The sequence below is a fragment of the Streptomyces sp. NPDC048434 genome, from assembly GCF_043200375.1.
Taxonomy (GTDB): Bacteria; Actinomycetota; Actinomycetes; order Streptomycetales; family Streptomycetaceae; genus Streptomyces.
On sequence record NZ_JBICXQ010000003.1, the window covers coordinates 1 to 13,467 of the forward strand.

Here is a 13,467-nt window from a genome sequence, read left to right on the forward strand (position 1 = left end):
GCGAAGTTCTCCGAGGCGATCATTTCGAGGGTGGACTGCTGGCGGTGGAGTTCGGCGTCGACGGCGGCGGCGACGTCGGGGTCGACCTCATGGAGCGAACGGTGCAGCAACGAGCGGGAGTTGTCGGGAAGCGGCATGGGACGGCGCCTTCCTGGGCGGAGGTCAGGTGGTGGCCGGCTGGGTGGCGCGGGCGAGTTCGCGACGGAGTCGCATGAAGGGGCGCGGACGGTTGAGGGCGAGCACCGCGGTGGTGCGCCCGTCCCGTTCGTAACAGGCGAGGAAGCTGCGGTCGTCGGGGGAGCCTTCGACGATGCGCGGGGTGTCGGTCGGCAGCCGGCGGCCGGCGAACTGGATGCGTACGCCGTACTGGTCGGACCAGAAGTACGGCAGGCTCCGGTGGGTGGCAACGGTGCTGCCTGCCAGCAGGTTCTGCGCCGCGACGGCAGCCTGTTCGGTGGCGCTGGTCCAGTGCTCGGCGCGGGCGCCGTTCACCCTGGCGACATCGCCGACGGCCACGATGGCGGGCAGCGGGGTGACACAGCCCGCGTCGCAGAGCACACCGTCGTCGAGCGGCAGCCCGGAGTCCGCTAGCCAGGCGGTGCGGGGGCGTACCCCGATGCCGATGACGACCACCTCGGCGGGGAGCAGCCGGCCGTCGGTCAGCTCGACGCCGGTGACGTGGTTCTCGGGGCCGCCGCTGTGCAGCCGGGCGACACCGGTTCCGGTGAGCAGCGTGACGCCGTGGTCCGCATGGAGGGCGGAGCAGATCTCGGCCATGGTGTTGCCGAGTTGCGGGACGAGCGGGAGCGGGGCGGCCTCGACCACGGTGACGTCATGGCCGAGGGTGGCACAGGACGAGGCGACCTCGGCGCCGATGAAGCCGCCGCCGATCACCACGACCCGGACCGGCGCCGATGCCAGTTCCGCGCGGAGCGCCTGGGCGTCGTCGAGGGTGCGCAAGGTGTGTGCTCCGGCGGGTACCGGGCCGGGCAGGAGGCGCGGGGTGGCGCCGGTGGCGAGGACCACGCCGTCGGTGGTCAGGGTCCGGCCGCCGTCGAGCAGCACCGTGCGCCCGCCGGTGTCGAGCCCGGTGGCCCGGGTGCCCAGCAGCCATTCGGCGTCCAGCTCGGCGATCTCCTCGGCGTCGGCCAGGGCCAGTTGACCCTGGTCGGCGGTGGCGCCGGTGAGGAAGTCCTTGGACAGCGGGGGCCTGTCGTAGGGGCGGTGGCACTCGTCCCCGACGATCACCAGGCGGCCGTCGAATCCCTGGGAACGCAGGGCCCGCGCGGCGTACAGGCCCGCCAGCGAGGCCCCGATGACAGCGACCGACTTCATGCGGCGGTGCCCTCCTCGGCGGCGTGGTGGATGTAGATCATGCCGTCCTCGACGGTCACGGGGTGGGTGCGCACGGCCCGGCGGGCGGGCAGGCAGGTCGCCGCTCCGGTGCGGAGATCGAATGAAGCGGCGTGCAGCGGGCATTCGACCAGACACCCTTCCAGCCAGCCGTCCGACAGTGAGGCGTCCTGGTGGGTGCAGGTGTCGTCGACGGCGTACAGCTGCCCGTCGGCGTTGAAGACGGCGATCGGAGGTGCGGTGTCGATGCGTACGGACTCGCCTGTCGGCAGGTCGGCGAGAGGGCAGACAGGAATCACAGGACCCCCCTGTTACTGTTCGGTATCATCGAGTTTCGCGGTGCGCACGATGAAGCGCTATGCGCAACAGAATCCAGATGGGGAGCGGCTGCGTCAAGCGATCCCCGGAATTGCCGGTCCTTCGAAACCCGAGCCTCGGCCGGGTTGCCAGGTGGTGAGATCCAACAGATGACGGACAGCGTGGAGGGGCGGGCGGAGGGCAAGCCGCCGAAAGGGCCGGGCAGCGCCGTGCAGTCGGTGGACCGGGCCGTGACCGTACTGGAAATCCTGGCGCGGCACGGCGAGGCCGGGGTGACCGAGATCGCCGATGAGCTGGGCGTCCACAAGTCGACCGCGTTCCGGCTGCTGGGCGTCCTGGAGAACCGCGGGCTGGTCGGGCAGGAGCAGGAGCGCGGCAAGTACTTCCTCGGGGCCGGGGTGCTGTGGCTGGCCGGCGCGGCGGCCGTTCGGCTGGACATCTCGCAGGAGGGGGCGGAGGTCTGCCGGGAGCTGGCCGACGAGCTGGGGGAGACGGTCAACATCGCGGTGCTGGAGAGCGATGCCGCCGTCAACATCATGCAGGCACGGGGCCCGGCGTCGGTCACCGCACAGAACTGGCTCGGCCGGCGGACGCCGCTGCACGCCACCTCCAGCGGCAAGGCGCTGCTCGCCTATCAGCCCGCCCCGGTCCGGGAGGCCGTGCTGGCACGGAAGTTGCCGCGGCTGACCGAGCGGACCGTCACCTCGCCCGCGGCGTTGCGCCGTGAGCTCGCCGCGGTGGTCGAGCGTGGCTTCGCGGTGGCGGTCGAGGAACTGGAGCTCGGGCTGCGCGCGGTCGCGGCGCCGGTGCGCTCGCACGACGGCTCGGTGATCGGGGCGCTCAGCGTGTCGGTGCCCGCCTACCGGCTGGACGACGAGCGGCTGCCCGAGGTCGTCAAGGGCACCGTTTCCGCTGCCGAGGAGCTGTCGCGGCGGATGGGATACGCCTGTTGACCTGGTGACGGGGGCGAGAATCGATGCGGGGCCGGAGCGGATGCTCCGGCCCCGCGGCTGTGTCCAGGGGCGTAACAAGTCCTTTACCAAGAGCTGGCCCGTACCCCTTGACGCTGCCGATCCGGCGTTCCCACTATGTCTCTCATCGCGCAACCAGTCGTGCACTGCGCAACACTGAGGGGTAGGGCATGCCACACGAAGTCCGTGCCGTCGTCGCGGCGAAACAAGGCGCACCGGTCGAGCTGCAGACGATTCTGGTGCCGGATCCCGGCCCGGGAGAAGTGCTCGTCGCCGTGCAGGCCTGCGGGGTCTGCCACACCGATCTGCACTACCGGGACGGCGCGATCAACGACGCATTCCCCTTCCTGCTCGGCCATGAGGCGGCCGGTGTCATCGAGGCGGTCGGCCCCGGTGTCACCGGTCTCGCCCCCGGTGACTACGTCGTCCTCGCCTGGCGGGCGCCCTGCGGCAACTGCCGGTCCTGTCGCCGCGGACGGCCCTGGTACTGCTTCGACTCCGGCAACGCCACCCAGCCGATGACCCTGCAGGACGGCACCCCGCTCGCCCCCGCGCTCGGCATCGGAGCCTTCGCCGAGAAGACCCTGGTCGCCGCCGGACAGGCGGTCAAGGTCGACCCCAACGCCCGTCCCGAAGCCGCTGGTCTCATCGGCTGCGGAGTGATGGCGGGGTACGGCGCGGCCGTGCACACCGGCGCGGTGGGCAGCGGTGACACCGTCGCCGTCATCGGCTGCGGCGGGGTGGGCAACGCGGCGATCGCCGGCGCCTCGATCGCCGGCGCCCGCCGGGTCATCGCGGTCGACATCGACGACCGGAAGCTGGACGGCGCCACCCGCTTCGGCGCCACCCACACCGTCAACTCCCGTGGCACGGACCCCATCGAGGCGGTCCGCGGACTGACCGGCGGCCACGGCGCGGATGTGGTGATCGACGCGGTCGGCCGGCCGGAGACCTACGCCCAGGGCTTTTACATGCGTGATCTGGCCGGGACCCTGGTCCAGGTCGGCGTCCCCGACCCGGACATGCGCATCGAGCTGCCGCTCATCGATCTCTTCTCGCGTGGCGGCGCCCTGAAGTCCTCCTGGTACGGCGACTGCCTGCCCAGCCGCGACTTCCCCGTGCTCATCGACCGCTACCTCAGCGGACGGCTCGACCTGGACGGATTCGTCACCGAGACGATCGCCCTGGACGAGGTGGAATCCGCGTTCGACAAGATGCGCGACGGGCGGGTCCTGCGCTCCGTCGTGGTCCTGTAACGGCGTCACACTCACCGCAGACCACCCCGACCAGCAGGAGGAGGGTCATGTCCCGCACACCCGCAAACAGTTCCCGTGTGGTTGTCATCGGTGCCGGCATCGTCGGTTGCTCTCTCGCCGACGAGCTGACCGCCCGCGGCTGGACCGAGGTCACCGTCCTCGAACAGGGCCCGCTGCCGGCTCCCGGCGGCTCCACCTCGCACGCACCCGGCCTGGTCTTCCAGACCGGACCGTCCAAGACCATGACCGAGTTCGCCGCCTACACCGTCCAGAAGTTCGGCTCCCTCGACGTGGACGGACTGCCCTGCTTCAACCCGGTCGGCGGCCTGGAGATCGCCACCACCGAGGCCCGCTGGGCCGATCTGCACCGCAAGGCCGGGCTCGCGGCCTCCTGGGGCGTACGCGGTGAACTGCTCACCCCGCAGCAGTGCAAGCAACTGTGGCCCATGCTGGACGAGACCAAGCTCTACGGCGGCTTCCACACCGCCGACGACGGCCTGGCCCGCGCGGTGCTCGCCTGCCGCGCCCAGATCACCCGTGCCGAGAGCCGCGGCGCCCGCTTCCTGGAACGGCACACCGTCACCGGAATCGAGCGGGAGGACGGCCGCGTCACCGGCGTCGTCACCGACCGCGGCACCTTCCCCGCCGACCATGTCGTCTCGGCCGCCGGTTTCTGGGGCCCGGTGATCGGCGCCATGGCCGGGGTGGACGTACCGCTGCTGCCGCTGGCCCACCAGTACGCCACCACCGAGCCGCTGCCCGAACTCGACGGCGTCAACGACCCCCGTACCCAGGCGAGCAAGCCGATCCTGCGCTTCCAGGACCGCGACCTCTACTTCCGCGAGCACACCGACCGCATCGGCATCGGCTCCTACGCCCACCGCCCGATGCCCGTCGACCCCTTCACCGTCCCCGCCTTCGACGAGGCGCCCGTGATGCCCTCCTCGCTGCCCTTCACCGAGGACGACTTCGCGCCGAGCTGGCAGGACAGCGTCGGGCTGCTGCCCGCGCTGGGCGCCTCCCGGGTGGCCGAGGGCTTCAACGGTGTCTTCTCCTTCACCCCGGACGGTATGCCGGTCCTCGGCGAATCCCGTGAACTGCGCGGCTTCTGGCTCGCCGAGGCGGTCTGGGTCACCCACTCCGCGGGCGTCGCCAAGGCCGTCGCCGAGTGGATGACGGACGGCCGGCCCGCCATCGACATCCACGAATGCGACCTCTACCGCTTCGAGGACGCCCAGCGCTCGCCCGGCTATATCGCCGACCGCGGCGCCCAGAGCTTCATCGAGGTCTATGACGTCATCCACCCGCTGCAGCCCATGGAGCAGCCGCGGCCGCTGCGCACCAGCCCCTTCTACCCACGGCAGCAGGAGCTCGGCGCGTACTTCCTGGAGGGCGGCGGCTGGGAGCGCCCGCACTGGTACGAGGCCAACGCCCCGCTCGCGGAGGGGCTCCGGCTCCCCGAGCGGGACGCCTGGTCGGCGCGTTACTGGTCGCCGATCGCCGCCGCCGAGGCCAAGGCCACCCGCGAAAAGGTCGCCCTGTACGACATGACCCCGCTGCGCAGGCTGGAGGTCACCGGGCCCGGCGCCCTCGCCTTCCTCCAGCGCATGACCAGCAACAACCTCGCGAAGAAGCCGGGCGCGGTCACCTACACCCTGCTCCTGGACGAGACCGGCGGCATCCGCTCCGACCTCACCGTCGCCCGGCTCGCCCCGGACCGCTTCCAGCTCGGCGCCAACAGCGGATCCGACCTCGACTGGCTGCTGCGGCACGCCCCCGCTGAGGGGGTCCAGGTCCGCGACATCACCTCCGGGACCTGCTGCATCGGCGTCTGGGGTCCGCTCGCCCGCGAGCTGGTCCAGCCGCTCACCCGCGACGACTTCTCCCACCAGGCCTTCGGCTACTTCAGGGCCAAGCAGACCTACCTCGGCCATGTCCCGGTCACCGCGATGCGCCTGAGCTACGTCGGCGAGCTCGGCTGGGAGCTGTACACCACCGCCGACCTGGGGCTGCGTCTGTGGGACACGCTCTGGGAGGCGGGCCGGGAGCACGGGGTGATCGCCGCCGGGCGCAGCGCCTTCAACAGCCTCCGCCTGGAGAAGGGGTACCGCTCCTGGGGCCATGACATGACCACCGAGCATCACCCGTACGAGGCCGGTGTCGGCTTCGCCGTCCGCCCGGCCAAGGGCGACTTCCTGGGCCGGGAAGCGCTGGAGGGCCTGAGCGAGGAGACCTCGGCGCGCAAGCTCAGCTGTCTCACCCTCGACGACCCCGATGCCGTCGTCCTCGGCAAGGAACCGGTGTACGTCGACGGCGTCCCGGCCGGCTATGTCACCTCCGCCGCCTACGGCTACACCCTCGGCCGGGGTATCGCCTACGCCTGGCTGCCGGCCACCGCGGCGGCCCCCGGCACCGCCGTCCACATCGAGTACTTCGGCGAGAAGATCCCCGCGACCGTCGCCCAAGAGCCCCTCTTCGACCCGCAGATGGAGCGCATCCGCAGGTAGACCCCTGTCCCACCGGTGGTCCGCTCGTCCTCCGTACGCAGAAGGAGCAACCGCATGGCTCCCACCTACGATGTCATCGTCCTCGGCCTCGGCGGCATGGGCAGCGCCGCCGCCCACCATCTCGCCGCCCGCGGCGCCCGGGTCCTGGGCCTGGAGAAGTTCGGTCCGGTGCACAACCGCGGCTCCAGCCACGGTGGTTCCCGGATCACCCGGCAGTCCTACTTCGAGGACCCCGCTTACGTACCGCTGCTGCTGCGCTCCTATGAGCTCTACGAGAAGCTGGAGCGGGACACCGGCCGCGAGATCGCCACCCTCTGCGGCGGGGTGATGATCGGCCGCCCCGACAGCCGTACCGTCAGCGGCAGTCTGGAATCCGCCCGCCAATGGGACCTCCCGCACGAGATGCTCGACCCCAAGGAGATCCGCCGCCGCTTCCCGACCCTCACCCCCGCCGACGACGAGGTCGCGCTCTACGAGGCGCGGGCCGGCCTGGTCCGGCCGGAGTACACCGTCGCCGCGCATGTCCAGCTGGCCACCCAGGACGGTGCCGAGCTGCACTTCGAGGAGCCGGTCACCCGCTGGGAGGAGCTGCCCGGCGGCTCCGGGGTCCGCGTCCACACCCCCGAGAACACCTACACCGCGGGCCAGTTGGTGATCTGCCCGGGAGCCTGGGCGCCCCAGCTGCTCACCGACCTGGGGGTGCCGTTCACCATCGAACGGCAGGTCATGTACTGGTTCGCCCCCGACGGCGGCATCGCGCCCTTCGTCCCCGAGCGGCACCCGATCTATATCTGGGAGGACGACCGGGGCGTCCAGATCTACGGCTTCCCGTCGATCGACGGCCCCGACGGCGGCGCCAAGGTCGCGTTCTTCCGCAAGGGCACCGTCTGCACACCGGAGACCATCGAACGCACCGTGCACGACCACGAGGTGCGCGCCATGGCCGACCAGATGAGCCCCCGTATCCCCGCCCTCCCCGGCCGCTTCCTCAAGGCCGCCACCTGCATGTACTCCAACACCCCTGACGAGCACTTCGTGATCACCCGGCACCCCGCGCATCCGGAGACCGTGACCGTCGCCTGCGGATTCTCCGGACACGGCTTCAAGTTCGTCCCCGTGGTGGGCGAGATCGTCGCCGATCTCGCGCTGACCGGGGCCACTACGCACCCCATCGAGCTGTTCGACCCCCGCCGGCCCGCCGCCGCGGCCGCTTGAGGAGACCGCCATGACGACCACCCACACCGAGTCCTCGCCGGCCACCGCCACCGCCACCACGGCCGCGTCCGGCGGCTCCCCGAGCCTGATCGCCACCCTCGCCGGCCACTACTACACCGACCCCGGCATCTTCCGCCAGGAGCAGGAGAAGATCTTCGAGCGGCTGTGGTTCTGCGCGGTGCGCAGCGCCGACCTGGAAAAGCCCGGTGCCTTCCGTACGGTCCGGATCGGCCGGGAGAGCGTACTGATCACCCGTAACCGGGCCGGCCGGCTGCGTGCCTTCCTCAACATCTGCCGGCACCGCGGCGCGCAGCTGTGCACCGAGGAGTCCGGCGAGGTCCGCCGCAATCTCCAGTGCCCGTACCACGCCTGGACCTACGACCTCGACGGCCGCCTGGTGGCCGCCCCCAACCTGCAGAAGATGCCGGACATCGACCGCACCGAACGCGGTCTGGTCACCGTCCCGCTCCGCGAGTGGCTCGGCTACGCCTGGGTGTGTCTGGCCGACGAGCCGCCGTCCTTCGAGGACACCGTGATCGGCGCGGCCGTCGAGCGGCTGGGCGACGCCGCCTCCCTCGACCGCTACCGCACCGAAGGGCTCGCCCTCGGCAAGCGCGTCACCTATGACGTGCGCGCCAACTGGAAGCTCATCATCGAGAACTTCATGGAGTGCTACCACTGCGGCACCATCCACCCCGAACTCACCGAGATTCTCCCGGAGTTCGCCGACGGCCTCGCCGCCCAGTACTACGTCGGCCACGGCGCGGCCTTCTCCGAGGAGGCCACCGGATTCACCGTGGACGGCACCGAGGGCTTCGGCCGGCTCCCCGGCATCGAGGACACCCAGGACCGCCGCTACTACGCGATGACCGTCCGGCCGCAGGTGTTCGTCAACCTCGTCCCGGACCATGTCATCGTCCACCGGATGTTCCCGATGGCCCCCGACCACACCGTCGTCGAGTGCGACTGGCTGTATCTGCCCGAGGTCGTCGACTCCGGCGCCGACATCTCCAAGTCCGTCGAGCTCTTCCACCGGGTCAACGCCCAGGACTTCGAGGCCTGTGAGCGCACCCAGCCCGCCATGAGCTCCCGCGCCTACCGCGCCGGCGGGGTGCTGGTGCCCAGCGAGCACCACATCGGCGCCTTCCACCACTGGGTCACCGACTGCCTGGAGGGCGAGCGTGCCTGATCTGTTCATCGCCGGCCGCTGGCGGGCCGCGCTCGCCGAGCGGACCCGGGAGATCCGCTGTCCCGCCGACGGCAGCCTGGTCGCGGTCGTCGACGAGGGCGGCGGCAAGGACGCCCTGGACGCGGTCGCCGCCGCCCGGCGCGCCTTCGACGAGGGCCCCTGGCCGCACACCCCGGACGCCGAGCGCGGCGATCTGCTGCTGCGCGTCGCCGGGCTGCTCCTCCGCGACAAGCCGGCGCTGGCCCGCGCCGAGTCCCTCGACACCGGCAAACGCCTGGTCGAGAGCGAAGCCGATATCGACGACATCGCCGCCTGCTTCCGCTACTTCGGGCGGCTGGCCGGCACCGAGGACGGCCGGGTGGTCGACGCGGGCGCACCCGGGGTCGACAGCCGCATCATCCAGGAACCGGTCGGGGTCTGCGCCCTGATCACGCCGTGGAACTATCCGCTGCTGCAGACCGCATGGAAGGTCGCCCCGGCGCTCGCCGCCGGCAACACCTTCGTCCTCAAGCCCAGCGAACTCACCCCGCACACCGCGATCGCGCTGATCGGCCTGCTGCAGGAGGCCGGGCTGCCCGACGGCGTCGCCAACCTCGTCCTGGGCACCGGCCCGGAGGCCGGCGCCCCGCTCGCCGACCACCCCGACGTGGACATGGTGTCCTTCACCGGAGGGCTGCTCACCGGGCGGCGGATCATGGCGGCCGCGGCCGGCACCGTCAAACGCGTCGCCCTCGAACTCGGCGGCAAGAACCCCAACATCGTCTTCGCCGACGCCGACTTCGAGACCGCCGTCGACCACGCCCTGACGGCAGTCTTCCTCCACTCCGGCCAGGTCTGCTCAGCGGGCGCCCGCCTGCTGGTCGAGGACGCGCTGCACGACCGCTTCGTCGACGAGGTGGTGCGCCGGGCCCGGCTCATCCGGCTCGGCGGCCCCTTCGACGATCGGGCCCGCACCGGACCGTTGATCTCGGCCGCGCACCGGGCCAAGGTCGAGGCCTATGTCGCAGCCGGGCTCGCCGAGGGCGCCGTACTGCGCTGCGGTGGCGCCCGGCCCGACGCCCCCGGACTCGCCGACGGGTACTACTACTTGCCGACGGTGCTCGACGAGTGCCACGGCGCCATGTCCGTGGTGCGCGACGAGTCCTTCGGACCGGTCCTGACCGTCGAGCGCTTCACCGACGAGGACGAAGCGGTACGGCTCGCCAACGACACCGTCTACGGGCTGGCCGGTGCCGTCTGGACCACCGACCAGGCCAGGGCCGACCGGGTCAGCTCCGCGCTGCGCCTGGGCACCGTGTGGATCAACGACTACCACCCCTATCTCCCGCAGGCGGAGTGGGGCGGATTCAAGCAGTCCGGGACCGGCCGGGAACTCGGTCCCAGCGGCCTGGCGGAGTACCGGGAGATCAAACACATCTGGCGCAACACCGCTCCCGCGCCGCTGCACTGGTTCGACTGAGGAGGAAGGCTTGTGACTGCTGCACCTGACGAAGCGTCACCGAAGGACGGGACGCAGGACGACACGGAACTCGCCGAATTCGGCTACCGCCCCGAACTCAAACGCACCCTGGGAAACTTCCACACCTTCGCCGCCGGCATCAGCTATATCTCCATCCTCACCGGCACTTTCCAGCTCTTCTACTTCGGCTACGGGATCGGCGGCCCCGCCTATTGGTGGTCCTGGCCGATGGTCTTCGCCGGCCAGCTGATGATCGCGCTGTCCTTCGCCGAGCTGGCCGCCCGCCACCCCGTCGCCGGCTCGGTCTACAACTGGGCCAAGAAACTCGGCAATCCGCACATCGGCTGGCTGGCCGGCTGGATGATGCTGGTCGCCTCGATCGTCTCGCTCGCCGCGGTGGCCCTCGCCTACCAGCTGACCCTGCCGAAGATCTCCGCGGACTTCCAGCTCATCGGCGACGGCACCGGCACCTACGACACCGCCACCAACGGCGTCGTGCTCGCCGCGGTGCTGATCCTGTTCACCACCCTGGTGAACGCCTTCGGCGTCAAGCTCATGGCCCGGATCAACACCGCGGGCGTCTTCATCGAACTGGTCGCCACCGTCGTGCTGATCGTGCTCTTCGCCGTCCATGTGGTGCGCGGCCCGGACGTGGTGCTGCAGACCCACCACGCCGGCGCCGGACAGCACGCCGGCTACCTGGGCGCCTTCCTCGCCGCCTCGCTGGCCTCCGCGTACGTCATGTACGGCTTCGACACCGCGGCCTCGCTCGGCGAGGAGAGCCTCGACCCGTCCCGCAATGCACCCCGGGCCATCCTCCGGGCGCTGATCGCCTCCTTCGCGCTCGGCGGGCTGATCCTGCTGCTCGCCATGATGAGCGTGAGCAGTCTGACGGGTAAGGGGCTGACCACCGACGGCCTCCAGTACGTCGTCCTGGACGTGCTCGGTGACACGGTCGGCAAGGCCATGCTGTGGTGCGTACTGATCGCGGTCACCGTCTGCGCGCTGGCCGTGCACACCGCCGCCATCCGGCTCGCGTTCGCCATGTCCCGCGACAACAACCTGCCCGCCGCCTCGCTGATGGCCAAGGTCAGCCCGCGCTTCAAGACCCCGGTCCTGCCCGCGGTCATCGTGGGGGTGCTCTCGCTGGGCGTGCTGCTCATCAACATCCGCCAGCCGCAGATCTTCTCGGTGGTGACCAGCATCGGCATCATCATGATCTACCTCGCCTATCTGCTGGTCACCGGGCCGATGCTGGTGGCCAGGCTGCGCGGCCGATGGGTGCCGGCCGGCGGCGGCCGGTTCACCCTGGGCCGCTGGGGCCTGCCGGTCAACCTCCTCGCCGTCCTCTGGGGCGCCGGAATGATCGTCAACCTCGCCTGGCCCCGGGACGCGGTCTACAACGCCACACCGCCGCACCACTGGTATCTGCGCTGGGGGGCGGTCCTGTTCGTGGGCGCGGTCGCGGCCGGCGGCTTTGCCTACTACTGGTGCGTCCAGCGCCACCGCACCGGCGTGCTGGCCGAACACGCCGCGCAGCCGGCCACCGCCGAAACCCCCGCCGCCACCGGCACTCCCGTCACCGTCACGGCGCACGACTGATCCAAGGAGGACAACTCACCATGCCCACCGAAGAGTTCGACTATGTGATCGTCGGCGGCGGTACCGCCGGGAACGTCGTGGCCGCCCGGCTCAGCGAAGACCCCACCGTCACCGTCTGCCTCCTGGAAGCCGGCCCCTCCGATGTCGGCGACGACAATGTGCTGCGCCTGGACCGCTGGATGGGGCTGCTGGAGTCCGGCTACGACTGGGACTACCCGGTGGAGCCGCAGGAGAACGGCAACAGCTATATGCGGCACGCCCGCGCCAAGGTGCTCGGCGGCTGCTCCTCGCACAACTCCTGTATCGCCTTCTGGGCGCCGGCCGAGGACCTCGACGCCTGGGAAGCGGCCGGCTGTACGGGCTGGGGCGCCCGCGACACCTTTCCCCTCTACCGGCGGCTGGAGAGCAATGACGCGCCGGGCGACCACCACGGCCGCTCGGGACCGGTCACCCTGCGCACGGTCAAGGGCGCGGACCCCTGTGGCACCGCCCTGCTGGCGGCCTGCGCCCAACATGGCATCCCCACCACGCCGTTCAACACCGGCACGACGGTGCTCCGCGGCGCTCACTGGTTCCAGATCAACTCGGACGAGAACAACACCCGCCAGTCCTCCTCCGTGGCGTACCTCCACCCGATCATGGGCAAGCGGCCCAATCTCACCGTCCGCACCGGAGTGCGCGCCAAACGCCTGCTGATCGACGCCGACCGCCGGTGCACCGGAGCGGAGTATCTCGACCCGGATCTGATCCACACCCGTACGGTGACGAGCCGCCGCGAGACCATCGTCTCCTGCGGCTCGATCGACACCCCCAAGCTGCTGATGCTCTCCGGCATCGGGCCCGCCGAGCAGCTGCGCGAGGTCGGCGTGGACGTCCTCGTGCATTCCCCGGGTGTCGGGGAGAACCTCCAGGACCACCCCGAGGGCGTCATCATGTGGGAGGCCAGGCAGCCCATGGTGACCACCTCCAACCAGTGGTGGGAGATCGGCATCTTCGCCGACACCGAGCCCGGACTCGACCGCCCGGACCTGATGTTCCACTACGGTTCCGTGCCCTTCGACATGAACACCGCCCGCTACGGCTACCCCACGTCCGAGAACGCCTTCTGCCTCACCCCGAACGTCACCCGGGCCCGCTCCCGCGGCACGGTCCGGCTGCGCACCCGCGACTTCCGCGACAAGCCCAAGGTCGACCCGCGCTACTTCACCCACGAACACGACATCCGCGTCATGACCCACGGCCTCCGCCTCGCCCGCGAGATCGCCGCCCGGCCCGCGCTCGCGGACTGGGCGGGCGCGGAGCTGGCCCCCGGCCCCGACGTACGCACCGACGACGAGCTGTTCGACTACATCCGCACCACCCACAACACCGTCTACCACCCCTCCTCGACGGTGAAGATGGGCGCCGACGACGACGCCATGGCGCCGCTGGACGCCCGGCTGCGGGTCAAGGGCATCACGGGCCTGCGGGTCGCCGACGGTTCGGTGATGCCGGAGCTGGTCACCGTCAATCCGTGCATCACCACCATGATGATCGGCGAGAAGTGCGCCGACCTGCTCCGGGAGGACGCGGGGTGAGCCCGGCGCCGGGGTGACGC

Annotated in this window: 10 protein-coding genes; 8 read left to right on the forward strand and 2 right to left on the reverse strand. The window is 70.9% G+C overall.

The annotated features are described in order from the left end of the window. Window positions 1-162: 162 nt before the first annotated feature. Both ACGFWI_RS04280 and ACGFWI_RS04285 read right to left on the reverse strand, forming a co-directional pair. A complete protein-coding gene (locus tag ACGFWI_RS04280; RefSeq protein ID WP_393904371.1) occupies window positions 163-1,335 on the reverse strand; it encodes an NAD(P)/FAD-dependent oxidoreductase in 1,173 nt (390 codons plus the stop codon). After that, window positions 1,332-1,652, reverse strand: a complete 321-nt coding sequence (locus ACGFWI_RS04285) for a bifunctional 3-phenylpropionate/cinnamic acid dioxygenase ferredoxin subunit (RefSeq protein ID WP_393904372.1) — start codon at window positions 1,650-1,652, stop codon at window positions 1,332-1,334. The genes ACGFWI_RS04280 and ACGFWI_RS04285 overlap by 4 nt, the downstream gene beginning before the upstream one ends. Window positions 1,653-1,820: 168 nt before the next feature. Here ACGFWI_RS04285 and ACGFWI_RS04290 point away from each other — a divergent pair, with 168 nt between their 5' ends. The 8 genes from ACGFWI_RS04290 to ACGFWI_RS04325 all read left to right on the forward strand — a co-directional run bounded on the left by ACGFWI_RS04290 (window position 1,821) and on the right by ACGFWI_RS04325 (window position 13,447). Continuing rightward, complete coding sequence (locus ACGFWI_RS04290; RefSeq protein ID WP_393904373.1) at window positions 1,821-2,624, forward strand: IclR family transcriptional regulator; 804 nt, start codon at window positions 1,821-1,823, stop codon at window positions 2,622-2,624. Window positions 2,625-2,812: 188 nt separating this feature from the next. Further along, window positions 2,813-3,898: an S-(hydroxymethyl)mycothiol dehydrogenase gene (locus ACGFWI_RS04295; RefSeq protein WP_393904374.1), complete on the forward strand. Its 1,086-nt coding sequence runs from the start codon at window positions 2,813-2,815 to the stop codon at window positions 3,896-3,898. A 47-nt stretch (window positions 3,899-3,945) separates the two neighbouring features. After that, window positions 3,946-6,405 (forward strand): FAD-dependent oxidoreductase, encoded by a 2,460-nt coding sequence (locus ACGFWI_RS04300; RefSeq protein WP_393904375.1) that lies wholly within the window; start codon window positions 3,946-3,948, stop codon window positions 6,403-6,405. A gap of 54 nt (window positions 6,406-6,459) precedes the next feature. Continuing rightward, window positions 6,460-7,620: an N-methyl-L-tryptophan oxidase gene (gene solA, locus ACGFWI_RS04305; protein WP_393904376.1), complete on the forward strand. Its 1,161-nt coding sequence runs from the start codon at window positions 6,460-6,462 to the stop codon at window positions 7,618-7,620. A 10-nt stretch (window positions 7,621-7,630) separates the two neighbouring features. Further along, window positions 7,631-8,809, forward strand: coding sequence for an aromatic ring-hydroxylating dioxygenase subunit alpha (locus ACGFWI_RS04310; protein WP_393904377.1), 1,179 nt, complete (start codon window positions 7,631-7,633; stop codon window positions 8,807-8,809). Then, window positions 8,802-10,268: an aldehyde dehydrogenase family protein gene (locus ACGFWI_RS04315; RefSeq protein WP_393904378.1), complete on the forward strand. Its 1,467-nt coding sequence runs from the start codon at window positions 8,802-8,804 to the stop codon at window positions 10,266-10,268. Before ACGFWI_RS04310 ends, ACGFWI_RS04315 begins: the two co-directional genes overlap by 8 nt. Window positions 10,269-10,280: 12 nt before the next feature. Then, on the forward strand, window positions 10,281-11,870 hold the full coding sequence (locus tag ACGFWI_RS04320; protein WP_393904379.1) for an APC family permease: 1,590 nt from the start codon (window positions 10,281-10,283) through the stop codon (window positions 11,868-11,870). A gap of 20 nt (window positions 11,871-11,890) precedes the next feature. Further along, on the forward strand, window positions 11,891-13,447 hold the full coding sequence (locus ACGFWI_RS04325; RefSeq protein WP_393904380.1) for a GMC family oxidoreductase: 1,557 nt from the start codon (window positions 11,891-11,893) through the stop codon (window positions 13,445-13,447). Window positions 13,448-13,467 lie beyond the last annotated feature (20 nt).

Coding starts and splice junctions, on each gene's coding strand:
- ACGFWI_RS04300 (WP_393904375.1), top strand. CDS start 3,946: ATGTCCCGCACACCCGCAAACAGTTCCCGTGTGGTTGTCATCGGTGCC.
- ACGFWI_RS04290 (WP_393904373.1), top strand. CDS start 1,821: ATGACGGACAGCGTGGAGGGGCGGGCGGAGGGCAAGCCGCCGAAAGGG.
- solA (WP_393904376.1), top strand. CDS start 6,460: ATGGCTCCCACCTACGATGTCATCGTCCTCGGCCTCGGCGGCATGGGC.
- ACGFWI_RS04295 (WP_393904374.1), top strand. CDS start 2,813: ATGCCACACGAAGTCCGTGCCGTCGTCGCGGCGAAACAAGGCGCACCG.
- ACGFWI_RS04325 (WP_393904380.1), top strand. CDS start 11,891: ATGCCCACCGAAGAGTTCGACTATGTGATCGTCGGCGGCGGTACCGCC.
- ACGFWI_RS04310 (WP_393904377.1), top strand. CDS start 7,631: ATGACGACCACCCACACCGAGTCCTCGCCGGCCACCGCCACCGCCACC.
- ACGFWI_RS04280 (WP_393904371.1), bottom strand. CDS start 1,335: ATGAAGTCGGTCGCTGTCATCGGGGCCTCGCTGGCGGGCCTGTACGCC.